This is a genomic window from Streptomyces natalensis ATCC 27448 (assembly GCF_000935125.1).
In the GTDB taxonomy this organism is placed as follows: Bacteria; Actinomycetota; Actinomycetes; order Streptomycetales; family Streptomycetaceae; genus Streptomyces; species Streptomyces natalensis.
On record NZ_JRKI01000026.1, the window covers coordinates 264,849 to 287,066 of the forward strand.

Annotated in this window: 28 protein-coding genes; 1 reads left to right on the forward strand and 27 read right to left on the reverse strand. The window is 68.2% G+C overall.

Translation table 11 applies throughout. The features are described 5' to 3' along the window. Nucleotides 1-6 precede the first annotated feature (6 nt). On the reverse strand, nt 7-648 hold the full coding sequence (locus SNA_RS17010; RefSeq protein ID WP_044365680.1) for an HAD family hydrolase: 642 nt from the start codon (nt 646-648) through the stop codon (nt 7-9). Between the two features lie 63 nt (nt 649-711). On the opposite strand from SNA_RS17010, the gene SNA_RS43220 reads away from it, so the two are divergent. Beyond that, the gene (locus SNA_RS43220) at nt 712-867 is read left to right on the forward strand and encodes a hypothetical protein (RefSeq protein ID WP_198535053.1); all 156 of its coding nucleotides are present in this window, start codon (nt 712-714) and stop codon (nt 865-867) included. A 688-nt stretch (nt 868-1,555) separates the two neighbouring features. On the opposite strand, the gene SNA_RS17020 is transcribed toward SNA_RS43220, so the two are convergent. From SNA_RS17020 to SNA_RS17145, 26 genes are all read right to left on the reverse strand, one after another. Next, on the reverse strand, nt 1,556-1,906 hold the full coding sequence (locus SNA_RS17020; RefSeq protein WP_030064752.1) for a hypothetical protein: 351 nt from the start codon (nt 1,904-1,906) through the stop codon (nt 1,556-1,558). A 17-nt stretch (nt 1,907-1,923) separates the two neighbouring features. After that, entirely contained in the window at nt 1,924-2,247 is a 324-nt protein-coding gene (locus SNA_RS17025; RefSeq protein ID WP_030064753.1) for a hypothetical protein, read from the reverse strand. Nucleotides 2,248-2,258: 11 nt separating this feature from the next. Next, nucleotides 2,259-2,606 (reverse strand): hypothetical protein, encoded by a 348-nt coding sequence (locus tag SNA_RS17030; RefSeq protein ID WP_030064754.1) that lies wholly within the window; start codon nt 2,604-2,606, stop codon nt 2,259-2,261. Then, nucleotides 2,603-3,595, reverse strand: coding sequence for a glycoside hydrolase family 25 protein (locus SNA_RS38845; protein WP_063752472.1), 993 nt, complete (start codon nt 3,593-3,595; stop codon nt 2,603-2,605). The genes SNA_RS17030 and SNA_RS38845 overlap by 4 nt, the downstream gene beginning before the upstream one ends. Nucleotides 3,596-3,598: 3 nt before the next feature. After that, nucleotides 3,599-4,390, reverse strand: coding sequence for a C1 family peptidase (locus SNA_RS17040; RefSeq protein ID WP_030064756.1), 792 nt, complete (start codon nt 4,388-4,390; stop codon nt 3,599-3,601). Between the two features lie 57 nt (nt 4,391-4,447). Then, a complete protein-coding gene (locus tag SNA_RS17045) occupies nt 4,448-4,660 on the reverse strand; it encodes a hypothetical protein (RefSeq protein ID WP_030064757.1) in 213 nt (70 codons plus the stop codon). Continuing rightward, entirely contained in the window at nt 4,657-5,469 is an 813-nt protein-coding gene (locus SNA_RS17050; protein ID WP_030064758.1) for a hypothetical protein, read from the reverse strand. The genes SNA_RS17045 and SNA_RS17050 overlap by 4 nt, the downstream gene beginning before the upstream one ends. Beyond that, a complete protein-coding gene (locus SNA_RS17055) occupies nt 5,470-6,555 on the reverse strand; it encodes a hypothetical protein (RefSeq protein WP_030064759.1) in 1,086 nt (361 codons plus the stop codon). Continuing rightward, nucleotides 6,552-7,586, reverse strand: a complete 1,035-nt coding sequence (locus tag SNA_RS38340) for a hypothetical protein (RefSeq protein WP_051877190.1) — start codon at nt 7,584-7,586, stop codon at nt 6,552-6,554. The genes SNA_RS17055 and SNA_RS38340 overlap by 4 nt, the downstream gene beginning before the upstream one ends. 12 nt (nt 7,587-7,598) lie before the next feature. Continuing rightward, nucleotides 7,599-8,471 (reverse strand): phage distal tail protein, encoded by an 873-nt coding sequence (locus tag SNA_RS17065; protein WP_030064762.1) that lies wholly within the window; start codon nt 8,469-8,471, stop codon nt 7,599-7,601. Between the two features lie 13 nt (nt 8,472-8,484). After that, nucleotides 8,485-13,869, reverse strand: coding sequence for a phage tail tape measure protein (locus SNA_RS17070; protein WP_078969958.1), 5,385 nt, complete (start codon nt 13,867-13,869; stop codon nt 8,485-8,487). A 39-nt stretch (nt 13,870-13,908) separates the two neighbouring features. Continuing rightward, nucleotides 13,909-14,511 (reverse strand): hypothetical protein, encoded by a 603-nt coding sequence (locus SNA_RS17075; RefSeq protein ID WP_030064767.1) that lies wholly within the window; start codon nt 14,509-14,511, stop codon nt 13,909-13,911. A 30-nt stretch (nt 14,512-14,541) separates the two neighbouring features. Continuing rightward, nucleotides 14,542-14,925, reverse strand: a complete 384-nt coding sequence (locus SNA_RS17080) for an HK97-gp10 family putative phage morphogenesis protein (protein WP_030064769.1) — start codon at nt 14,923-14,925, stop codon at nt 14,542-14,544. Between the two features lies 1 nt (nt 14,926). Continuing rightward, entirely contained in the window at nt 14,927-15,241 is a 315-nt protein-coding gene (locus tag SNA_RS17085) for a hypothetical protein (RefSeq protein WP_078969959.1), read from the reverse strand. A 38-nt stretch (nt 15,242-15,279) separates the two neighbouring features. Beyond that, entirely contained in the window at nt 15,280-15,756 is a 477-nt protein-coding gene (locus SNA_RS17090) for a hypothetical protein (protein WP_030064772.1), read from the reverse strand. Beyond that, nucleotides 15,756-16,235 (reverse strand): phage tail tube protein, encoded by a 480-nt coding sequence (locus tag SNA_RS17095; RefSeq protein ID WP_030064773.1) that lies wholly within the window; start codon nt 16,233-16,235, stop codon nt 15,756-15,758. Before SNA_RS17095 ends, SNA_RS17090 begins: the two co-directional genes overlap by 1 nt. A gap of 61 nt (nt 16,236-16,296) precedes the next feature. Next, entirely contained in the window at nt 16,297-16,626 is a 330-nt protein-coding gene (locus SNA_RS17100; protein WP_030064774.1) for a hypothetical protein, read from the reverse strand. A 13-nt stretch (nt 16,627-16,639) separates the two neighbouring features. Next, entirely contained in the window at nt 16,640-17,050 is a 411-nt protein-coding gene (locus tag SNA_RS17105; protein ID WP_044365686.1) for a hypothetical protein, read from the reverse strand. A gap of 13 nt (nt 17,051-17,063) precedes the next feature. Next, complete coding sequence (locus SNA_RS17110; RefSeq protein ID WP_030064777.1) at nt 17,064-17,471, reverse strand: DUF6093 family protein; 408 nt, start codon at nt 17,469-17,471, stop codon at nt 17,064-17,066. A 1-nt stretch (nt 17,472) separates the two neighbouring features. Beyond that, nucleotides 17,473-18,102 carry a hypothetical protein gene (locus tag SNA_RS17115; protein ID WP_030064779.1) on the reverse strand — a complete coding sequence of 210 codons (630 nt, stop codon included), beginning with the start codon at nt 18,100-18,102 and terminating at the stop codon, nt 17,473-17,475. Between the two features lie 12 nt (nt 18,103-18,114). Beyond that, on the reverse strand, nt 18,115-18,480 hold the full coding sequence (locus SNA_RS17120; protein ID WP_030064781.1) for a hypothetical protein: 366 nt from the start codon (nt 18,478-18,480) through the stop codon (nt 18,115-18,117). 68 nt (nt 18,481-18,548) lie between these two features. Continuing rightward, the gene (locus SNA_RS17125; protein WP_030064783.1) at nt 18,549-19,865 is read right to left on the reverse strand and encodes a major capsid protein; all 1,317 of its coding nucleotides are present in this window, start codon (nt 19,863-19,865) and stop codon (nt 18,549-18,551) included. A 2-nt stretch (nt 19,866-19,867) separates the two neighbouring features. Beyond that, nucleotides 19,868-20,056: a ribosomal-processing cysteine protease Prp gene (locus tag SNA_RS17130; protein ID WP_030064785.1), complete on the reverse strand. Its 189-nt coding sequence runs from the start codon at nt 20,054-20,056 to the stop codon at nt 19,868-19,870. After that, the gene (locus SNA_RS38345) at nt 20,053-20,862 is read right to left on the reverse strand and encodes a hypothetical protein (RefSeq protein WP_051877191.1); all 810 of its coding nucleotides are present in this window, start codon (nt 20,860-20,862) and stop codon (nt 20,053-20,055) included. Before SNA_RS38345 ends, SNA_RS17130 begins: the two co-directional genes overlap by 4 nt. A gap of 71 nt (nt 20,863-20,933) precedes the next feature. Further along, nucleotides 20,934-21,182 carry a hypothetical protein gene (locus SNA_RS17140; protein WP_030064788.1) on the reverse strand — a complete coding sequence of 83 codons (249 nt, stop codon included), beginning with the start codon at nt 21,180-21,182 and terminating at the stop codon, nt 20,934-20,936. Nucleotides 21,183-21,191: 9 nt separating this feature from the next. Next, on the reverse strand, nt 21,192-22,217 hold the full coding sequence (locus SNA_RS17145; RefSeq protein WP_030064790.1) for a VG15 protein: 1,026 nt from the start codon (nt 22,215-22,217) through the stop codon (nt 21,192-21,194). Between the last annotated feature and the right edge of the window lies 1 nt (nt 22,218).

Here is a 22,218-nt window from a genome sequence, read left to right on the forward strand (position 1 = left end):
GTTGACTCACTGCGGCCGGAGCACCTCAACCAACTCCGCCAAGTCCTGGATCCGCCAGTCCGCGGCCCGTGCTTCCTCGCTGCCTGCCCAGAGATACCCGAGCGGGCCACGGCGCAGGTGCGCAGTTCGCAGACCGGCGGCGCGCGCTGGCGTCACATCGTTCTGCGGATGATCGCCGACGTACAGCACCTCGTGCGCCGGGACGCCGGCCAGCTCCACGGTTCGTGCAAAGAACTCGTGCGAGGGTTTGGCTACACCCCATTCCCCGGACACGGCCACAGCATCTACCGGCAGGTCGAGCCGGCGCAGCAACTCCGCCGCCCGACACGTCTGGTTACCGGCCACGACCACACGCACCCCCATGTCCCGCAGTGCGGCGAGGGACGGCCGGACGTCCGGGTACAGGTCCGACTCGTCCAGGGCTTCACCGCGCCCGGCGCGCTCCATGGCCGCCCGCTCGACCTCAATGTCGATGCCCGGCCGTACCAGCCGCAGCGCGTCGGCATTGTCCCGGCCCTGCGCCACCACCGCGCCGACCAGAGCAGACAGGGTGTGCCGATTGACGCCGAGCCAGTCGGCCCATGCCGCCCACCCGCGGTCATCCTTGATCAGAGTCTCGCCGACGTCGAATGCCACTGCACGGATCATGTGAGCAGCCTACGGGCGGGCAACTCGCACGCATTTGTCAGAGGCTGGTCGTAGGCTTCACGTATGGCAATCCCCTGCGTACCCGACGCCACCGACGTGGCCAACGAGCGGATACGCGAGTTCATGGCCGCCCGCGCAGGCCGACCCCTTTGGCCTGAGGAGGAGGCCGAGGAGTACGAGCAGCTGCTCGCCGCGTGGGCGGAAGCGGCCCGCCGCTGAGACCACGAAGCGCCCCGCCTCCGAAGAGGCGGGGCGCGGTTCTATTGCCGTCGACGGTCGAGGACGGTGGGCGGTGTGGTGGTAGGGCTCGGGGAGGGCGAAGGTGCCCCGTCACGGCGGCAGACGAGCGCGTCAGGGTCGTCGGCTGGCGGCTGGAGGCTGTACCCGTCTGGGCAGGTTTGGCCGTCCGCGCCATCGCGGCCGTTCTGGCCATCCTTCCCCGCGGGGCCTGGCTCGCCCTGCGGCCCTTGTGGTCCCTGCGGGCCGGGTGTTCCCGCGGCACCGGGGGATCCGTCCTTGCCCGGCTGCCCTGCGGATCCGTCGTTTCCGGACGCGCCGCCGGCTCCGGTCTTGCCGGTATTGCCATTGGCTCCGGTCTTGCCGGGTGGCCCGCTCGGGCCGGTCGGGCCTGGCTCGCCCTGCGGGCCGCGGGGCCCCTGAGGACCGCGTACCGCCGGGCCCGGCGCGCCGCGGCTGCCAGGCGGCCCCGCTACCGGCTTGTGGCCGAGCTGCTGCACTTGCCGGGCCAGGGCATCACGCGCCTCGTTGGCGGTGGCCAGGTCCCGGGAGAGGCCGATGGTTTGCACTGCCAGCCAGACCAGAAAAACCAGCACCAGCAGTGCAGTTGCCGCGCCGAGAGCCTCAGCGCTCGGCAGGCGGCGGATCCGGCGGGCTCCATGCTGGGCGCTCATTTCGCCACCACCGCCCACACCGCTATCGCTGACGTCAACAGCGTCATCAAGATGGGTACGATCATCTGGTAGAGGCGCGCCTGCCGGTCCCGTTCGCGCCGGTCCCGTTCCGCGAGCTGGTACTGCTCAAACTCTCGCTCCAGGGCCTCGCGGGCGTCGATCGCCTTCTGTAGATTCTGACTGAGGGCCGTTAGTCGCTGGTCGGTGTACGCCTGCTGGAGTGTGTACACCTCGGTCGATACGACTTTGTCCAGGCGCGCGTTGATGCCCTGCGCCATTGCCTGGATTTCTTGCCGCAGGGAGGCGACCGCGCGCCCGAGCTCGCCGGGAGTCAGCTCGTCGGGCACGAGTCGCTCCGGTCAGGTCAGGCGCCCTGCGGTTCCTGCGGAACCGCGCGGCTGCTAGACGATGTTCCGACCTCAATGCCGGGTGCGATCCCGGAGGGCCGCCACAGCGTGTGGTAGGCGACGCCGATTGCGACCGCGGCCGTCAGCATGCAAGTTGTGATGGTCTGCCCGTGGAACTGGTCGTTGAGGTACGCGGTTCCGAGGCCGACAAGTACCGCCCACACGAGCATGATGAGGGCCTTCAGCGGGCCGGCAAACCGCGGCTGCTGGACGATGGCGATGACGGGCGGGGACAGGTAGCCGAGGGCCGCCGCCCAGAGCTGAGCATCGGTGAGCTGCATGATCGATTCTCCTAGACGGGTTGAGCCAGTTGGCGGCAGCCGATGACGGTGCCGGAGCTGTTGCGCACCTCGCGGTAGGGCACCAGCAGGTCGTTGCGCCCGCTAGGGGCTAGCGAGAGTGCTACGACGAGGGACACCACGTACCGAGCCCCGTCGCGGCGGGGCGGGAGATTGTGTGCATGTCCGTACTCCACAAGCTCGGTTCCGTCCCACTGCGTGCCCAGTTCGATGGTCGCCAGCCGAGCCGGCGCGCCCTCCGGCTCGATGACGGTCCGCAGGTGCAGGTCGAGGTCGTCTATGCCGTCCTCGCGCTCCGCGTCGTACAGACGGATCGGGTGCGGAGTCAGGTTGAGGATCACTCGGCTAGCCTGGTCGCGATCTTCTCGGCGACCTTCTCGGCGATGAGGTCGACGAGGTTGGTGCTGGCGGCGACCTGGTTGGCGAGCGCGGCGACCTGGGCGTCCGTCATCTGCACGGCCCCGGTGGCGGTCTCCAGGTTCTTCACGCGGGCGAGGGTTTCCCGGCCGACCATGACCTGCGTGTACTGCGTGTACTTCGCGGTCCAGGTGCTGTTGGCAACCGTCTTGCCGTCGGGCCCGTAGTAGTCGCTGTTGTTGTACGGCGGTACGGCGGCAGGGATGACGTCGTCACCCCAAATCCGGTCGAGGTCGCTGTTCTCCAGCACGCCACCGCCTGCAGCGAGCTTGGCGAACACAGCGTCGGCAACCTTGCTGATGTCGTCCGAGGTCAGAGCCACGGGGTCCTCCTGAGTGTTGCTGGCCCACGCGGCGAGCGCGGCGCGGTCGGGGAAGTTGGCGACGTCATGGTCGATGTTGTTCGCCGTGCTGTACTGGTGGAAGGTCCAGCCGTAGTCGATGCCGGGCTGGCCAGCGGGCTCGCCGCCGGTGGCGATCCACAGGAAGTCGCCGCAGGTCGAGGTCTGGTCGACGTTGCGCCAGTAGTCGGTGTTGCAGTACATGCCGACGCGGTGGTCGGGTATGACGCTCTTGACGTACTTCAGCCAGGCGTCCCGGTAGGCGATCTGCTGGGCTTTGGGGACGGCCTTGTTGGCGGTGTCGTAGCCCTCCCAGTCGAGGACGATGAGATCGCCGGGCTTCCACGCCACCTGCTTGAGGAAATACGTCGCCTCGGCCTTCGGGTCGTTGGCCATGTGCGGATAGTGGTAGGCACCCCACACCAGACCGGCAGCCTTCGCTCGGTCGCGCTGTGCCACCCACCGCGGGTTGATATAAGAGAGCCCCTCAGTGATCTTCGTGAAGACGAAGTCAAGGCCGCTCGTGCTGTACGTCTCCGACTGGTATGCGGAGACGTCGATGCCGTGGATCATGCCTCACACTCCATTCACGGCGAGGAGAGCCCGCACTTGGCTGGCGAGATCTGCGGCGGTCAGTGCGGGCTTCGGGGAGGGGGCGACCGACCAGACGGGGACGGTGACGTCGCCGTCCTGTGAGAGCAGCCAGGCCAGATTCGTCTGGCTGTACCAGGCGCTGCCGTGAGCCCCCCACGACTCGCCCCAGGAGTTATCGAGGCGGTACGCCTTGCGGTCGGCGTCGTAGGCGCTGATGACGTACTCGTGGCCGCCCGCGACCTGGCTCTTACGGTCGACGACGACGTAGCCATCAGGGTCGATGTTGAACATGCTCTCCAGCCAGAGCGTGCCGACCATGACCGGGCCCGCCTGGAGGGCGCTGTTGAGGGCATCCAGCGAGAAGGCGTGCGTGTACTTCGCGGCCAGGCCGAGCTTCACCAGGGCTTTGGCGGCGCCGAGGCCACTGCTGCCGGTGTCGTCGGGTGGGTAGGCGCCGCGGATGCTGTCGAGTTGCGTGGCCAGGCTGTACACCTGAACGGCCAGCTGCTCGTCGACGGGTACCGCGTTCCCGGAGATGGTGACCGAGGTCAGGCCCGGTCGGGCGGACGAGTCGGTTCCAAGCAGGCCAGCTGCCGCATTGCCGGTGCAGGAGCCGACCGAGCCCTGGTCGAAGATCGGTGCGCGGCGCTGCCAATCAACCGTCTTGATGGCCGACTGTGGCAGGACGCCGTGCGCGTACCGCAGCGAGCGTGGGTCATGCTGGACGTGCCGGCCGAGACGCGGATCGGGTTGCGCAAGGTGGTGCGTGTACAAGGGCCCTCCCGGGCATGAAAAAAGCCCCGGAGGGGCTGATCGTTGGGCGCCGTGGCGTCAGGAGACTTCGGGCTGCGGGTCTAGGAGGGTCGCGGTGAGGATCTCCATCTGCTGACCGCAGACACCGCAGACGACGGCGTAGCGGATACCGTCGTTGGAATAGAACTGCGGGATGTCGAAGACCTGGTTGTAGTTGCGGCAGTCCGGGTTGTTGTCTCGGGCGGTGACCTCGTAGTACAGCGCGGGTTCGAGCGTGACGTCGCTGCTCATATGCCGATGACCATCCAGTTCACGGTAGTTGCGGTCAGGTTTTGCCGGTTCAGCCACACGTTCAGCCCGGTCGAGCTGATGTTGTTGGTGCTGACGCCGGTGACGCCGTCAGGGGTGCCCGTAGAGCCCGGCCGAGACGTCACGGGCGAGGCGAAGGCAATGAATGTTGATCCGCGGACGTTGAGGCCGCTGATGACAGCCGACGTCGGTGTGTTCGCGGCTGACGGCGTGATGACCACCGAGCCCCACGCCAGGTTCCCCGAGGTCGTGACGCCGGAGACGTCAAGGTTCGCGGTCGTCGTGCCGTCTCCGGTGACGTAGACGTAGGGTGCGCCACCGCCGGACACCGTCTCCAGGATGATGAGGGCGCGCTTATCGGCTGTTCCGACGGCCCCGGACGTCACGATCATGTCCGCGTAGCTGGATCCGTCGGTGAGGTAGAGGAGCCCGCCATTCATAGCGATGATGCCGTCGTCGATGGTGCGGAAGGCCACTGTTCCGCCGCCCATGAACGACGTGATGTTGTACGGGAACTGGAAGTCGCGACTCCACCAGCCCCCGCCACCTGACGTGTCAGGGCCGGCCTGGGCAATGAGTTGGCTGCCGTCCGAGCCGCCGTAAATATTCAGGTCCTGGGTGCTGCCGTCCAGCTCAAGCCGTGATCCGCTGGCCGCGGTCCGGATGAGGCCGGCAGTTGCCGAGCCGAGGCGGCGAGCTGCCCGCAGCTCACGAACCTCGCGTTCCAGGGCGGCCAGGCGGCGCGCCAGGCTGGTGGCGTCGGGCGGCAGTTGGTCCAGTTGGCGCGGCATTCAGCCCTCCTCCACGATGATGGGGCGGACGCGGTCGGCGCCCGGGTCGAGCTCCCACGACCAGCAGCGGGCCGCTATGTCGGTGCCCTGTGGGTGCCGCGGTGAGTGTTCGACAGCGAGACGGACGGTGTCGCCCAGAGACCAGTCCCGTCCCAGTCGGGGTGCCCGTGAGGCGACGGCTTCGATGTTCCACACCTGCGCGCCTTGCTGCATGAGCGCGAGCGACTGCGTGGCGTGTGCTTCGAGCTGGTCGGGGTCGGTGACTCCCGCGGCCGGGGTGTAGCGGTATTCCCAGCGTGGCCAGCCTGCCGCCAGCAGTGCGGTGGCTTCGTGCGCCGCCGAGGTGAGCCGCGATGATCCTTCACCTTCGCCGCGGGCGGTGACGACGGTGGCCCCTTTGCCGTCCTCGTAGGACTCGGTGAGGGTGTAGTTGGAGACGCAGCCGGGGAAGTCGAAGGTGCCCTCGGGCGTGGCGACTTGAGTTCCGATCGCCGAGCGGACCCGCAGTGGGAACTGGAAGCCGGAATGATCACTGTTCCATGTGACGTCGATGGTCCATTCCGGGCCGCCTTCCAGGCCCATGAGCTCCTTGAGGCAGGACAGGATGGTCTTGTCGTCGCCGTCCTGTGTCAGGTAGTTCATGGTCACGCCGGTTCCGGGGGCGTCGAGGGTGATCGGCGGACCGGCGGTGAGTGCGGGGGTGACGAGCGCGGACACCACGGCCGCCTGGTCCGTCGCAAGGAGGGTCTGGGTGCCGGGGTAGCGGGAGTCGAGATAGCGCTCCAGGGTGGCCGCGCCGAGCTGAACGGTCTGCGTGCTGCCGCTCGCGCGGGTGAGAGCGACGCCAGCCCAGATCGGCGTGTCGGTGGCTGTGTCCACCGCGACGTAGGCGCTCTGCCCCGGGACGGTGGCCTCCTCCCAGCCGCTCGGCGCCCCGGAAAGCGCGAGTTCGAACTGGAGGGTGGTGGCGTCACCGAGCTTGCGCGTAAGGGCGCCGGTGGGCTTGAGCGCACGCAGGTCTTCGACGATGCCGCCAGTGCGCAGGTCACAGCCGTACCAGGCGAGCCGGTAAGGGAGCTCGCTCATGTCGCCGACTCGTAGATGCCGGTCATGCGTACCTGTGCGCCGCTGGCGAAGGTCTCCGGCTGGGCGGGGGTTTGCCCACCGATCCGGACGTTGGTGGAACTGAGTGGGAAGAACGGGGCGAAGGAGCTGGCGCCCGGCGAGAGGACGAGCTGCCCCATCCAGCGGTCGGTCCCCAGCAGGTGCGCGTTACCGATGTAGGACGCCCCAACGCTGGCGACCGCGAACGGCGGCAAGGTGAAGTTGTAGGAGCCGGACCCGTAAGTGGTGGTGCTGCCGGTGGTCAGGTTAACGTGGAAGATGACCGTGCGGCCGATCTTCTGATACCGACCAATCAGCGTACCGTTACCGAGGACCGGGTTGGTGGTGGACGCCGACCAGGTCGGCGTGTACGCCGTCCAGGCGCCCGGAATCTTGAAGTAGGTGTCCCAGGAGGACCCATTCCAGCGCAGCAGGTCGGTGCCGCTGTCGTAGTACTGGCCTGTGTACGGGCTGGATGGCGCCGTCGAGGACGGCCAGATCCCGCCCGGCGCCACCGCGACCGGCCGCACCGACGTGGACACCGAGGCGGTGCCGCCGTTAGAGACCGACAGCACGGTGATAGTGGCGAGCGGCATGTAGATCTGCGTGCCCGCCGGGGTCGGCGCGACCGGCGTCGACGACGGCGTCCCGGCCAGGTAGACGATGTCCGCCTTGTTCAGGCCGGACGCGTCGACCGAGTTGTCCCACACCCTCAAATAGACCAAATCGATCCTGTTGAGAGTGGCGTGCGGCGCCGTGTACGTGCCCGGTGACACGGAAGTCGGGAACGCCGCCCGGTACACGCCCTGCCCGGCGTAGGCGACGGTGGCGACGCCCGCCGAGCAGTTGATGGTCGTACCGGCCAGGGTGACGGTGAGGCCGGGGTCACCGGGCCGCACGCCCGACAGCGAGCCCAGGGCGGTGCCGTTGGGCATGGCGAACGCGGAGTCCGCGTTCCGGGCCTGCAAGCCCGTGAAGTTGAGCGTGTCGATCGCCCACGGGTTGACCGGCATGAATGCCCCCTCCTACATCCAGGCCGATCGCCATGTGGCGGTCAGCATCGCGGTCGCGTTGTAGGTGCCGGACTGGAACTGGTAGTTGACGGATGACCCGGCCGGGATGGTGGGCCAGCCGCCCGAGACGGTCATGAAGCGGCGCCTGGATACGGTGCCGTTGAGCATCACGCTGTGGGCGTCGGTGTCGATGGTGAGGACGTCCCCGGATTGCAGGTCGAGGGAGTAGATGAGCTGTTTGACGGTGCCGTCCGGGTAGAGGGCGGCGACGCTGGGCGCGGTGACCGGGCCTGCGACGGTCAGTACCGGTCTGGTTTCGAAGGATCCGGTGTTCACGGCGTTGATCACGCCCGAGACGGTCGTCGCCGAGAACGTGATCGGGAACGTCACCGGAAAGGCGAGGCCACCGCTGGTGGTCGGCAGCCCCGCCGTTCCGGACTGCAAATTGGTGCTGTAGCGGCGCGGGTCCGCGGCGGTGACCATCACGCTGTACGTGGCGATCCGGTCCGTCACGTAGGCGAACAGGGGTTTTCCTGACCGTCGCACAACCGCCTGCTTCGGCGTGGTCAGCTCGTACACCACCAGCGTGGTGTCACTCAGAGCATCGGCGGACCGCAGCCGGTCCAGAGCGTCCTCCAGCGTCACCCGGTCCGGTGCGGTGACCGTGCCGGCCAGCGTGATGGGCCGGGAGCCGAAGTAGACGGGGCTGGCCCATGCCCCGTGGTCGGCTTCCCTTTCGGTGTATTCGGAGCGGACCTCGGCACCATCCCAGCCTTCTAGGGACTGGAGCGACCAGGCGACCCCGGCCGTGTCCACCCCGCCGAGCGGGATGGGGCCGAGGTCGACTCGGAGCCCGCCGAGATCCGTGCCTGGAGTGAACGCCACCGCGCCCCCTTCCTCAGCCGACGAAATTCATGTGGCGTGCGATGTCGGCGGCTTGTTCGGCGCTGGACTGCTTCGCGCCGTTGAGGGTGATGTTGGTGATGCGGTCGCCGCTTCCTCCTGACCAGTGGTCGCGGTAGCCGCTGCTGGCGTACCGGCTTGCCGGGACCAAGTGGAATCCGAGCGCCGCTGCCGAAGCAGCCAACAGGGCCCGACTGCGGATCGAGGCGTTAAGTGGGATGAACGCCTCGGGTACGCCTGCCTCCCCGGCGAGAACCGGGGTCGGCTGGGTGAGGATTCCGCCGATGGCCATGGCCTGTCCGCCCTGCGAAACCCACTGCCGCACGAAGACGTCCTTGTTCGCCGTGGGCAGCCCGCTGATCTGTTTGGTCATCTTCGGCACGAGGGCCTTGATGACGTCGACGCCCAGGCCTGCGGCGATGAGGTCCGCGTAGCCGCGTCCCTTGCCGCCGCGCAGCGTGGACAGCAAGATCAGGCTGTTAGCCAGGTCGTCGCCGGTGAGTGTGGACTGCGCGGTGGTGACGGCCTTGTTGGCGGCCGCCGCCCCCTTGCTGGATCCGGTCGCCGCCTGGTGAGCGACGGCCATCGCGTTCGCGTCGCCCTGCGCTGCGAGAGCTTGGGCGAGGTTACCGAAGCCTTGCGCGGCGAGTTTCTGCAGGTCGGCAGCGAACTGCTGGGACTGCTGGGTGGACGTACCGAGCTGCTTGGTGAAGTCGCCCAGCGTGGCCTTGGCCAGCTCTCCGGTCTTCTGCAACTTGTCCGCGATGTCCTTGAACTGCCTGTTGGACGCCTTCGCCAGGGCGTTGACCAGGGCGTAACCGTCCTGCCCCATGCCCTCCAGCGTCGACTTCAGCTCGGCGCCGCCCCGCTTGCCGATGGTGACCAGGTTGTGGCGCCACCAGGTCGTCGCCGCCACGGACTTGGCGAGTTGCGCCTCGTACCCCTTCAGGTCGAACCCGACGGGCACCTTGGCGCCTCTTCTCAGCCCGAGCGCCGCGTCGTCCTTGTTGACGACTGCCCGCTTGGCGCGGGCGTTGGCGTCCGCCTGCCGCTTTGCGGATTCCGCCTTGTCGACCGCGGATTGGGCGGCCCGCAACTGCGCGGCCGTGTGATGCCCGTGGCGGACCCGGGACAGGTTCCTCTCAGCGTTGGTAAGGGCGTCGGCTTTCTTCTTCGCGTCTGTGAGGGCGCTGTTGAGGCTGTTCCATGCATCCTTGAGGTTCTGGATTGCCTGGTCGTAGCGGGTCTTGGCGTCCGAGGGCCCGCCGAGTACCGGCTGGCCGCTGGGCGTGTACGTGAAACCAGGGATCCCGCCGGACGCGTAGGTCGTGACGCTGCCGTCGGCGTTCCAGGCGATGCCCTTGCCACCGAGGCGCTTGACGGTCTCCTCGGCGACCTTGCGGGAGCGGCCGCGCTTGGAGGGGGCGAGGGGGATGTATGCCTCTCCCTCGGTCTCGGGCTCTGCCCACACGCGCCAGGTGCCAGCCGGCGCGAACTGTGCGATGTGCTGCTCAGCACCGGCGGCGAAGCGACGGACACCGCCGCGCTGGACGCCGCCGTTCGCGTAGTAGTCAACGGTGCCACCAGTGGCATACCCCGACGTTTCCGCCGCGTTCTTCGCGGCCTGGCTGCTGCCGCCACCCCGGATGACAGTCTCGAAAATCTGACGGCGGGTGACGGTGATAGTCGCTGAGCTGCCCGACACGCTGTTGATCGCGCGCTGGATGGCAGCCACAGCAGCCCTCGGGCCGCCCGTGGGCACGGTGATCCGCACGGTGCCGTCCTGCATGTGCGTGACCTTGAAGCCGAGAGCCTCCAGCGCGGCGATGGCAGTGCCGGTCAGCGCCGTCATCGTGAAGGACTTGCCGTGGGTGTCCCGCACCTTCTGCTGGACCTGGTTCAGCTCCCGGATGGCGCTGGCGGTCTCGGCGTCGACCTTGACGGTTTTTGAGGGAAGCCTCTTCGCGATCAGGGCATCGAGAGCGGCGGCGGCCTTTCCGGTCGGGGCGGTAATTTCCATCTGCCGTCCGCCGGGCAGGGTCTTGACCTTGAAGCCGACGCTCTCGATGTCCTTGACAGCCTCGGCGGTCAGCGCGGACACCTTGATCGTGGACCCGGTCGGCATGTGCCCGGCGAGCCCCTGCACGTAGAGGAGTTGCTTCTCGGTGTCCGACAGGCCGGGCGTGGACATGGTGATGGCCAGGCTGCTCGGGATGAACCCCATCTGGTTGGCGAGCACCTTGGCCTGGTCCGCGGACAGGCCGAACGCCTGCCCAGCTTTGACCGCGGCCGCCCATGCGCTCTGCATGCGCGCCTCGGACTCCTGCAGCGCCGGCACCACGGCAGTCCCGTTGGCGCGCGCGAAGTCATACGTGGCCTGCGCTGCCGACGCGGTCTGCTCGTTCAGCGCCTGCAGCTTGTTCCACAAGCTCTGGCCGTTCTCCGAGGTCGTGTTCAGGCTGCCGTCAACCTGGAGGAGGGCGCTCTTGTAGCCCTTGGACTTGTCTACCCCGTCCTTGTAGCTGCTGTTGAGGTCCAGCAGCGCCTGGTTCATGTTGGCCATCGCCGCCTGCACGTCCAGCTCGCCACCAGACAGCAGGTCGAGGGCGGTGTGCAGGGCACGGGCCTTGGTGTCGGCATCGGATGCCGAGTCGCCGAGCGTCTTGATGGCGCTCTGCAGCCGCCCGGTGGGGTCGGTGGCGTCGAGTGCAGCCGCGCCGGATCCCTTGACAGCGTCGGCCAGATCCTTCTGCTTCTTCTTGGCCGTGTCGAACTCGCCGGACAGGCTGCCGAGCGCGTCAGCGGCGTTTTTGTAGGCTTCCCCCTGCGGTGTGTACACCTTCTGGCTAGTCCGGCCCGAGGCGATCCACTGCGCGTTCTCCTCAGCGGCGGCCGACAGCCGCTTGCGCAGAGTGTCGATGCTCGTGCCCTGCCCGAGATAGGCGTTCGTCAGTTCGGTGGTGCCGACGTGGGCCTGCCGCATCACGTCCAGCAGCTGCGTCTTGCCGTCCGCCAGCTTCGCGTCCGCGAGGGTCTGCACAGCGGCAGCACGAACACTGCCGTCCGCCACTCCGGCGGACTGCTGCAGCGCCTGGGTAAGGCTGGAGATCCGCTGCTGGTGGGCCGCCGCAGCTGCCGCGGCTTCCTGCTGTTTCTGGGCGAGCAGGTCCAGGCCGACCATCGCTGCGCCGATCGCGACACCCCACGGCCCACCCAGGAACGACCACAGCCCGCGGACAGCACCTACCAGGCCGCGCCCGGCACCGGTACCGATGGCCGCGAGCGCGCCGCCAGCAGCAGAGCGGAAGCCGACGAGACGGCCGCCGGCCTCCTGGATCCCGGCCGAGGCGCTACGGAAGCTGGTGCCCATCGCGGCGATTGTCGGGGAGCGCCGCTCTAGCTCAGCCATCACCCCGCCGAACCGGCCAAGGGTCACACCGGAGTTCGCGGCTTGCACCCGCTGGTACAAGGCAGCGTCGCCGATGCCACGGAATGCGTTGATGCCGGCCCGGCCGAAGTTGGCAACGGACTGCTGCATGCTCTGGATCTGGCCCCGGAACGGGCGCAGGGCGAGCATGGACAGCACCGACAGCTGGATCGGGCCCGGCAGTGCAGCGAATGCGTGCGCGACGCCACCCACCAGCTCGCCGATTGGGCGCAGGACGCCGGACATGTCACCGATGAGCCCCACGCCGACCTGGAGGCGGCCCGTAAGTATGCCGAGGGCGCCGGCCCCAGACGAGACGGACGAGAACATGTCGTGCAGGCCGCCCAGCAGCGGTTGCGTGGCTGCACCAGCGTTGCCGAGAACCTGGCTGAGGGAATGGACGGAGGTGATGGCGAGCGGGATCGTCGCGGCGGCCGTCGATGTGATCGCGGTCTTCAGCGGGGTAGCGAATTCCTCCGCCGCCCGCTCGACACCGCTGGCCGCCGCACGCAGCTTCGCCTCAACGGTCGGCCCGTAGATGTCCCACAGGTCACCTGCGATACGGATACCGCTCTTGATGTACGGGATAGCGTCGGAGACACCCTGCGTCATCGACCGCGTGACCTTTTCCAGGCCCGGCGCAACACCGAGGTAGACCTGAAGGAAGGCACTTTGGAGCTGCTTGCCGAGGCCGCGCATGGCGCCGCCCAAGCCCTTGCTCTCAGCAGCGGCCAGAGCAGCGGCGCCGCCGACACGGCCGACCTGCTGGCTGAACTGCTGGAATGCCGGGCCACCCTGATGCGCCAGCGCGATCATCCCGGTCATGGCGGGCTTGCCGAAGGCCATCGCCGTCGCCGCCATGAACTGCTGCGTCGACATGTGCTCGGATGCCGCGCCGAGCTGGGTGATGACGTACTGCAGGCCCTTGAAGCGCCCGTTGGAGTCGTATGCCTGGATACCGAGGGTCTTCAGACCCTCGGTGGCCTGCTTGGTCGGCTTGGACATGTTGACCAGCGCGGACCGCAGCGCGGTACCCGCGGTCTCACCGATGACGCCGGACTTGCCGAGCAGGCCAACCGCTGTGGCCGTGTCCTGGAGCGAGATGCCAGCGCTGTGGGCGATCGGTCCCACGTATTTCATGGCGTAGTAGATGTCCATGAGCTCGCCGGACGCCGCGTTCGAGGTGTTGGCGAGCGTGTCCGCGACCTTCGTCGCCTCGGTGCTCTTCAGGGCGAACTGGTCCATGATGTCGCCCTCGATGCGGGCGGCCGTGGACACGTCCGTGCGGGCGGCGGCGGACAGCTGAATCGTGCCGCGGGCAGCCTTGATGGCATCCCCGGCGGACAGGCCAGCCTTCGCGAGCTCCACCATGGCGTCCGCAGCCTCCGCCGCGTTCGCCGACGGCAGCTTCATGTCCGCACCCAGCGACTGCGCCTCCCGGCCGGCCGCCGACATCTGCGCCCCCGAGGCCCGCGTGACCTCGAGGAACTTGTTCATGCTGTCCGTGTATTCGTTGCCCATGTGCACGATGTCGTGCAGGCCGAACAGGATCGCCCCGCCCGCCAAGAGCGCACCCAAGTGCTGGACGGGGCCGAGGACCGATTCGATACCTGACCGCACCGATCCCATGCCAGCGCGGGCAGCGGAACCGAGCCGCCCGAACGCGGGCGTGGCCAGAGCCGTCTCCTCCCGGATGGCCCGCGCTCCCCGGCTTGCGGCCAGCGCGGCAGCCTCGCCCTCTCGGACACCCGCCGCGCCGCCGCGGGCGCCCGTCCCCATGGACATCATTCCGGCGCGGGCTGCCGCAGCGTCGGCGCCGAGCGTCCGAACGCCCCGGCCAGCCAGGGCCGCGGCCTCGCCGAGCGCCGTCGTCGAGGCGACGCCAGCTCGCATAGCCGCGGCGTACCCGGGTAGTTCGGCGAGGACCCGGACACGGACGGTGCGGTCAGTCACGGCATCCCCCCGATCTTCAGTTGTTGCGCGGCGAGTAGGTCAGCCGGTGGCCATCCCGAAGGAGCGGAGAATGTCGGCGGCGGCCTGCGAGGGCGGCCCGAGCTCGCCAGTCTGGAACTGGATCTGGATCGCGGCGCCCCACAACTGCCCGAGCTGGCCGTCCGACAGGGCATCCCAAAACTCCACGAACTCTTCCGAGTCCGCGGGCTTGGGCTCGATCAGCTGAGCCTCGACCAGGGCCGGGGCGAAACTGTCCGGATCAAAGGCCGGTTCCTCTTCGCCACCGCGCTTCGCCGCGGCCTCAATCTGCTCCTTCGTCGGCGGATGGTCAGCACGGAGCTGCTGGTAGGCGCGGTGCGTGATGGCCTCGAGGGTGAACTGCACTCGCGACGCTTCGGCTTGCGCCTCCAGCTCCTGCAGACGCTTAGCGACGTCTCGGGCGGTCTCCGTACCGTTCGCCTCGTCGTGACGCTGCGCCCTATCGAGGAGCTCCTCAAGGGCGCCTATCTCTGCAGCAGCCTCGGCGTCCATGACGAGTTCGACGACCCTCCTGGGGCGCTGGATCTTGGCGCGGACGTCGGCGAACGTCAGTGCTGGCGGCTTGGCTGCCCGGCGTGCGGGTGGCTTCCTGCTCGTGGTCATTGGGGTCCCTGTCCTTGATGATCTGTGGTGCTAGGTGATGGCCTGGTTGACGGCGATCTCGATGCCGGTGACCAGGTCTTCAGCGTTCGCGTCGAGCGCGGGGCCGAGGTGCGGGATGGGGGCGGTAACGCTCGTCCCGAACTCGATGATCGCTCCATAGGGTGCCTGTCCCCTCAGGGATTTGTCCGGCCCGATCTCACCCTCGATGCCTTCGGCGGTGACCTTGGTGTCATAGGTGATGGTGCGCGGATAGTGAACCCAGCGAGGGTGGCCAGACACGCGCGATTGTGCGTCTCGCTTGATCTTCAAACTGGTGATCTGCACGGCCTTGCGGACGTTGACCAGCAAACGCCCCGGGAACATCTCCAGGTCGTCGACCACGCCCTGCAGGCCGGTCACGGTGATGCCGTCCATCTCAGCCCTCTCTCCGGAAGACCGAGATCTTCAATCCCTCGGTCTTCCCTCCGTCCTCCTGGTACGTCGCCACCCGGCGGGCAGCGGCGAGACAGGCATGGCATTTCGTGATCGACGCGTCGTAGACGAACTCGTTCTCGGCCTGCGTCGTCTCGGCGAGCAGGTGCCCGCAGTCCCCGCACAGCCCAGACTCGGCCTCCATCAGCGCCATCGCCCACCAGCGGTCCTCCGGCAGCCACAACGGCTCCCCCGGGCCCGGCTGGGGACGGCCGAGAAGGATGCTGCGGGGAATGCCCCACGCGCGCGCCGCCTCCACCTCCCGCCGGTAGGGCAGACGATTGTCGCGGAGGCGGGCTACGAGAAAGGGAGGGGCGACGGCTCCTCGTTCACCGCGAGCGCCGCCGCGAACAGGGTCCGCGCCGTGCCGTCGTTGACGACGTCCAGCAGCCGGTCCACCTGCGCGGGCGTCAGCGACGGCTCGACGCAGCAGGCCGCCAATACCGCCGGGAGGAACGTGCCAGCGTCGTAGGGTTCCTTGGAGCCTTCCGGCGCTGGGTGGGCTGCCAGCAGGTTGCTGTAGGCGCGGTGCCCGAGCGCCCGGAACCGGAACTCGACCGCAGACTCCCGCACCCGCTGCCGAGCCACTTCGATGCGTTCCTGGAGTTCGAACACCGGATTGGCCTCGCCAAGCGATGTGGGCTGCCACTCCCCCAGCTGCCCCACCTCGGATTCCAGCGCCTCCAACTCAGCGCCGGCGTCGCCCGAGAGACACACCCGGATGGTGGCCTCCCGGGGCGACGCCTGCTCCAGCAGCTCGGAGATATCAGGCATCAGGCGACGGTCGCCCGCGTCGCCGGGTCGGAGGTCACCTTCAGCGGGCTCATGGCCTTGCTGACCTCGTTCGCCGCGGGCGCGATGTTCTGGACCTCGCCCGCCGTCACCGGATACACCTCCACCTTGTCGCCCGTGGCGAAACTGGTGGAAAACAGCTGACCACGGCGCACCACCAGATAGCCGCTGGTGTTGTACACCAGCGTCGTGTACGGGGAGTCTTCCGTGGGCGTGCTGCCACGCTTGTAGGTGATCTCGCAGGAGTAGGAGCGCCTGCCAGGCTGGTTGGTGTCGAACGTGCTGGCCAGCGAACTTGTGTTGACGTCAGCGGTCGTCGGGTCGCACTTCAGGCCGTCCGGCGTGAGCCGAGTCGTCCAGTCCAGGCCCGCGTTCAACTCGACAGCGGTCGGCGCGGCGATGCTGGCGATGGACGACACCCACACCACCTTGGTGTTGCCGTCGGAGATCAGGTCACTCATTGCACCCTCCTTGGGGCATCAAAAGCCCCGTCAGCGGGGCGGTTGTGGCTGGAGGCTGGGGTCAGATACGGAAGGCGCCGACGGTCACGCTGGTGACGCCGGAGTAGCCGATCGATGCCTGGTTGTTCGTGTCGCCGTGGAGACTGGCGTCCAGCGGGATCTTTGCCGAGCCGGACGCCGCGACGGTCACGGTCCTGTTCGGCAGCGTCAGACCCTTGTACGAATTGTTCTGCACGGTCACGGTGACAGTGACGGAGGATCCGCCGCCGTTGGCGACCTCGATCCACGTGTTCGCAGACCCCAACGGAACCTTGTCGCCGCCGGCCGCCGCCGAAGCCATCGTCGGGGTCAGGCCAGCCGCAACGACCGCCTGAACGGGGAGAAGTGCCATGAGAGTGAGCTCCTCACTGAGGGATTGAACGCAGCCGGTAGCGGCTGGCGGCATAGAAACAGGGCGGGACGACATCGTCATCGCGCTGCACCGGCTGCCCGTCGAGGGGCTCTGGCCTCCAGGACGTGCGTCCGGCGACCGCCAGGACCACGGAGAGGGCGGCAACAGCCCGGTCAGAGACGGACATGGCCGCCTCTGCCGTCAGGCCCACACAGGTCAGCTGAATGACGGCCGAATAGTTGGTCCGGTTGTCGGCGAGCGACGCCACCTCGGCGCGACCCGGCTCCGGATACAGCACGACATAGGGCGTACTAGCGGTCGGTGAGACCCCAGAAGGCGCCCCGCCCAGATAGACGACCAGTCCGGCACCAGTGAGGGCCGACACGACGGCATCGACGTGAGGCAGGACAGCAGGCGTCGTCACGGGCGGCCTCCCGTCAGGTAGTTCCCTCGACGGAGATCCGCCAGGCCGTGGCCGTGGAACCGAAGTCGACGGCCATCACCGAAAAGGGCTGGCCGACGAGCCTAGTGTCGCCCGACGCCGTGATGGTGACGGTGTCGCCGACGTGCAGGTCATCTGCAGCAAGGGAAGCAAACGGCAGCGCCAGTTCGTACCGGGCGACCACCGTCAGCCGCTCCCCCGCCTCCTCGTTGCGAGGAACCCGCTGCGGCTTCAGACGGCACGGCCCCGAATACAACACCGTCGGGGTCCCCGGGGTGAGGACGCTCGTCGACCGATTCAACGTCGGCGTACCGGGCCGGCTGATCGTGCACGCATCCACCATGAGCTGCTGGTGCGCGATCCGACCTGCGGCAAGCAGCGGTTGGATGTCGATGGCTGCCATGTCACGTCACCGGATCCACAGAGAACCCGCCCACCCGGTACGGGCGCAGCGCCAGCTTGTGCTCCGGCGTCAACTGGGCGCCGCCGATCGTCTCTGCCGCGAACGTCCGGGAGTAGTCGTCAATCGACTCCGAGCGCAAGCCCTGCGGGTTCGTCATCGACATTTGCGCCAGGTCCAGGACCACGTCCACGACGTCGTCCGGGACCTCGGCATAGCCGTGGCTGTAGGTGACCCGGACCCGCTGCGACCAAATGCCTTGCGGGCGCAGCCATGGAAAGCCCATCAGCCGTGTGGGCGTCCACCATGCCTCGCCGCGGGTCAGCTCGGTGCCGATCCGCGTGTAGTCGCGGCCCTCGAGGGCCGTGTATTCGACGTTGGTGATCCCGAACAGCTCGACGACGGTGAGCAGATGGGTGTCATCAAGAACGAGGGGACGCTGCGGAAGCCGAAGCACCCGCCCGTTACCCGGCAGGGTGATCGTCTCGTTCTCCACCAGGGTGAACTGCTGCCGGCAGTGCTTGCGAACCCGAGCCGAGGCACGGCGGATCGCCATCGCGGCCTGCGCCGGATCCAGCGACCGCTGCAACGCCGCCTCGAGGTCCGCCTGCGTTGCCAGAGGGGTCGGGGACACAGGGCGCCCCCTTTACTCCTCGCCGTCGGCCAGGCCAGCCAGCCGCTTCACAACGGTCGAGCGCGGCTTGTCCTTCGCCTGCTCCGCCTCGAGAGCCTGTGCGGCACGCCCCGGATCGCCGTCCACCCACGTCATGAGGGTGTCGATGGTGCCGTCCACCGGCGGCCCGTCACCCTCCGACTGGACAGGATCCGCCGCCTTCGCGGGGGCGGGCTCGGGCTTCGGCTCGGGGTCCCTCTCCAGAACCTCGATGCAGCCGACGGGGGCGTTGTCCGCGAAGTGACGGGCCATCTCGCCCTCCAGCTCCGCATCCACGTTGAACGTGGTGACGGCGTAGTTCCAGTACGCCTCAAACGGTTTGACCACACGCACACGCATGCGTCTTCCCCTTCATAAGAGCCCCGCCGGCACAGGCAGACAGGGGTGCCTGTGCCGGCGGGAGACGGTCAGGCGTGCTCGATGACCACGCCGCGCTTGTACAGCGCCGCGTCGCCGCTGCCCGCGTCGGTCGGAACGCCGTAGTCGCCCACCCACGACCAGGTCGACGACAGGACCTGCTGCAGGCGGTCCTGCGGCGGACGCACCAGCAGCGTCATGTCGACACCCGGTGCCACGTTGACCTGTCGCACCTCCGGCACGTCCTCCACCCCGGTGCCGGACAGCAGCGTGCCGGTGTTGTCGAACGGGGCCGCCATCAGCGCGGACGCGCCCAGGACGATCGGCCGGTGCACCGTCAGCGTGCCCGCCGAGCCACCCAGGATGGTCGGGGTCTCGATGTTCCTGACCCAGTCGATGCCGCCGAAACGGCCAATACTCAGGTCGCGGTAGATGGGGCTGTCAACGCGGCCCTGCAGCGCCTGCTTGAAGTCGCTGTCGGAGAACAGTTCGGCCTCAGTGTCCGGGTCGATGTGCGCGACGTAGTAGCCGCCGAGGGTCGGCACGTTCATCTTCCTGAGCCTCGCGACTGCGCTGCGGAAGTTCTGGAAGGTGACCGTGTTGCTGCTGGCCAGGTCGTAGGCGGTGTTCGTGCCGGTAGCGCGGATCGTGGTCGGCGCGTTGCTCGAGATCACCGCATCACCGACGACGTCCACCCGCGCGGAACCCAGCGTGAGCGTGTTCGTGGACGTGTTGACGCCGACGACCGTGTTCGCGACACCAGCGATCGTCACGTTCAGCGGGTTCGCTCCGGACACCGGGGTCGGCACACCGTTGACGTTGACCGTCGAGAACCCGTTCACGGACTGCACGATGATCGCCGTGTCCGAGGTGCCCGCAGTGGTGCACCACGTGCGGCCGCCCGCGTAGGACGCGTACAGCTTGTTCCGGGCGACCTGGTTGATGGTCTGCCCCGCGTTGATGCCGAGGGTCTCCACGTCGGCAAGGAACTTGGAGGCCAGCGCCATCGCGTTGGACAGCATGTTCGTGTCCATGCTGTTGGCGTACTGGTCCATCACGACCGACCACTGCTCGATGCTGTAGGTCGACGCGGACGGGTCCGAGCCGGTCACCGGCGTCGTCGCCGGCGCCAGCAGACCCTTACGGGTGAAAGTCTTCGTGTCCCCGAGCCCGCCCTGCCACGGCTCGGAGTCCGCAATCGCAGGGAACAGAAAGTTCGGCACGAGCGCGTCACGGAAGACACGGTCCAGGATGCCGTTCTGCAGCATCGCCTGAATCGCGGCCGGAACGGTCGCACGGACACCGGCGTGCCGGTCAAGACGGAACCACGAACGGGTGGTGCCCGCCTTCGGGATGGTGGGGGTCATGCTCACTCCTCAGTGATTTCTACGGACACCAGGTCCGGGTGCTGCTCGGCAATCGCCTGGACCCCGAGCAATGCGGTTTGAATGACGGCCGACACGGCGGCGCAGACGCGACCCCCAGCGACGTGCTCTTCGTGACCGGCCACCTCAATCGAGATGCGCCCCTCGCCCAGGTGGGCGCGGACTTCGATCACGCCGAGCGCTGCCGGTAACCGAACTGGGAGAGGTAATCGGCGACCTCGTCCTTGGATGCCTTCGAGTAGTCGGTGGGCGCCGGCGCGCCTCGCGAGCCCTGCCCGGGGTCAGGCCGGGGCTTCGGCTTGCGGGCGGGCTCCGGCTCCGCCGCCGCAGCGCTCACCACCGGTTCGGGCTTCGCCCAATGCGGCTTGCGCTCCAGCAGGTCCGCAAGGTCCGCTTCGATCGCATCGGTATCGATCTCGCCGTCGGAGTCGACGTACTTGCTGGGGTCGCGCATCAGCACGTCCACGGCATCCGACGGATCCGCGAACTGGCCGACCGCAAAGACCTTCACTTCGGACGACACGGCACGCGCAACGGCCTTCGCCGCCTGGGTCTTCGCACGCTCGCCCTGAGCCTGCGCCTTCTCCAGCTCGGACTTGTCGCGGTCCTCGAACTCTTGCACCTTGCGTGCGAGAGCAGCCATCTCCCTCTTCGCGGCCGCGGCTTCCTTCTTCGCCGCAACCCGCTCAGCTTTCATCCGCTCGAGAGCCTTCTTGCCCGCATCGCCCAAGCCGTCCTTCGCCGGCTCATCACCGGGCTCCGGATCGCCCTCGTCGCCCTCGGGGTCGTCGTCACCATCGCCGTTCAGGGCGTCGGCGAGCATCCGCTCAGCTTCGGGGTCTCCCCCGTCGCCGGTCCCGGCGCCGGCGCCAGCCGCCGGTGCCTCCGGGTCGCCGCCCTCAGGCTCAGGGTCGTCGTGTCGTGCCAGGTTGAACCAGGTGGCGCCGGTTGCCGGTGCCGGGTGCTTCTCGGTGGACATTGCGTCCGCCCTCTCGTGTGATGCGAAAGGGGCGCCGTTGCAGCACCCCTCGGGGGTTGGGTGGTGCGTGGTCAGCTCTTGAGACTGCCGTCGGCTGACCAGGTATCGGGGACAGCGTCCGAGGCGCCGAGCGCCTTGGCCCGCTGGATGATGAAGCGCCGCACCTTGCTGCGGGCCTCTTCCGTCGGCGGCTGCACACGGCCGACAGCACGGATGGCGTTCTCGAGATCCGCACGATTGCGGATGGGGAATCTCCCTCCAGGCATCGCCTGGCCCTTCGCGGCCGCCTTCTTCCGGGCGGCCGTGTTCATGTCGGCCACGATGTCCTCCTACAAGAGGTAGCCAAAGCGCCGCAGGAGCCGGATCAGTTCGTCCCGGTCCTCGGCGAGCTTGAGAATCTCGGACGGCATCAGCCGCGGAGTACGAAGGCGGAAGCGCGGCAGGCCCTGCTCAACGTCCGCTCGGGTGCGGGCGAACCGCTGCCCCGTCCTCTGCTCGGTCTCACGCCGCATCTCCTGGAAGAACTCGCCGCGGCGTGTAGTGCTCTCCAGCGTGGCGACGACTTTCCGCCCATAGACGTCCAGCGTCTGCACGCTCCGGCTGGCATTCACGACGCGGAAGATGTCAGCGCCTTCCCGAATCGCGGTCGCGCCACCCACGCCAAACCGTCGGTCCTGCTCCGCGCGGGACAGGCTGTTGAAGAACGCCTTCGGGTCCGTAAACCGACCCGGCCGCGCCTTCGTCGACGGACTGCCATAACACTGACAGCGGCGATGCCTAGCGAAGTCCGCATTCCAGCGGTACCACTTCCCGGCGAGGATCACGCAGCGGGCGCACGCGCCGGGCCGGACCATCCGGATGTAGCCGGTCACCGTGCGGTTGGCGACCATCGCCACTCCCATCGCTCCCGACCCTGCGTCCGCGACCTCGCTCGCAACGATCCGCTGCAGGCTGGCCATGCCGCCGAGCATCGCCTCCTGCAACGTCAACCCGCCCTGGATCAGGGTCTTGGCGCGGATGACTGGCAGGTACAGCAGCGAGTCCAGCGCCCGACCGTCCGCCGCGGTCCCGGCCAACTGCCGGTACTGCACGGTCGACGCGCCGTCCGCGTAGTCCGAGGAGAGCCCGTCCGCGGCCACCATCGCGTCCACGTACCGCTGCCCGGTCGACGCCGCGAGCAACTGGCCCGCGGCCAGCGCGCTCACCATCGCATCACCGATGCCCCGCAGCCACGATCCGGACAGGTCCGTGGTGTCCAACTGCCGCCACAGTTGCGCCATACGCATCGTCGCCTGAAGCTGCGCGCGGCGTTGCGTCTCACCGTAGGAGGCGACGATCGTGCTGGTGTCGGCCATC

Coding starts and splice junctions, on each gene's coding strand:
- SNA_RS17010 (WP_044365680.1), bottom strand. CDS start 648: ATGATCCGTGCAGTGGCATTCGACGTCGGCGAGACTCTGATCAAGGAT.
- SNA_RS43220 (WP_198535053.1), top strand. CDS start 712: ATGGCAATCCCCTGCGTACCCGACGCCACCGACGTGGCCAACGAGCGG.
- SNA_RS17025 (WP_030064753.1), bottom strand. CDS start 2,247: ATGCAGCTCACCGATGCTCAGCTCTGGGCGGCGGCCCTCGGCTACCTG.
- SNA_RS38845 (WP_063752472.1), bottom strand. CDS start 3,595: ATGATCCACGGCATCGACGTCTCCGCATACCAGTCGGAGACGTACAGC.
- SNA_RS17045 (WP_030064757.1), bottom strand. CDS start 4,660: ATGAGCAGCGACGTCACGCTCGAACCCGCGCTGTACTACGAGGTCACC.
- SNA_RS17050 (WP_030064758.1), bottom strand. CDS start 5,469: ATGCCGCGCCAACTGGACCAACTGCCGCCCGACGCCACCAGCCTGGCG.
- SNA_RS17055 (WP_030064759.1), bottom strand. CDS start 6,555: ATGAGCGAGCTCCCTTACCGGCTCGCCTGGTACGGCTGTGACCTGCGC.
- SNA_RS38340 (WP_051877190.1), bottom strand. CDS start 7,586: ATGCCGGTCAACCCGTGGGCGATCGACACGCTCAACTTCACGGGCTTG.
- SNA_RS17075 (WP_030064767.1), bottom strand. CDS start 14,511: ATGACCACGAGCAGGAAGCCACCCGCACGCCGGGCAGCCAAGCCGCCA.
- SNA_RS17080 (WP_030064769.1), bottom strand. CDS start 14,925: ATGGACGGCATCACCGTGACCGGCCTGCAGGGCGTGGTCGACGACCTG.
- SNA_RS17090 (WP_030064772.1), bottom strand. CDS start 15,756: ATGCCTGATATCTCCGAGCTGCTGGAGCAGGCGTCGCCCCGGGAGGCC.
- SNA_RS17095 (WP_030064773.1), bottom strand. CDS start 16,235: ATGAGTGACCTGATCTCCGACGGCAACACCAAGGTGGTGTGGGTGTCG.
- SNA_RS17100 (WP_030064774.1), bottom strand. CDS start 16,626: ATGGCACTTCTCCCCGTTCAGGCGGTCGTTGCGGCTGGCCTGACCCCG.
- SNA_RS17110 (WP_030064777.1), bottom strand. CDS start 17,471: ATGGCAGCCATCGACATCCAACCGCTGCTTGCCGCAGGTCGGATCGCG.
- SNA_RS17120 (WP_030064781.1), bottom strand. CDS start 18,480: ATGCGTGTGCGTGTGGTCAAACCGTTTGAGGCGTACTGGAACTACGCC.
- SNA_RS17125 (WP_030064783.1), bottom strand. CDS start 19,865: ATGACCCCCACCATCCCGAAGGCGGGCACCACCCGTTCGTGGTTCCGT.
- SNA_RS38345 (WP_051877191.1), bottom strand. CDS start 20,862: ATGTCCACCGAGAAGCACCCGGCACCGGCAACCGGCGCCACCTGGTTC.
- SNA_RS17145 (WP_030064790.1), bottom strand. CDS start 22,217: ATGGCCGACACCAGCACGATCGTCGCCTCCTACGGTGAGACGCAACGC.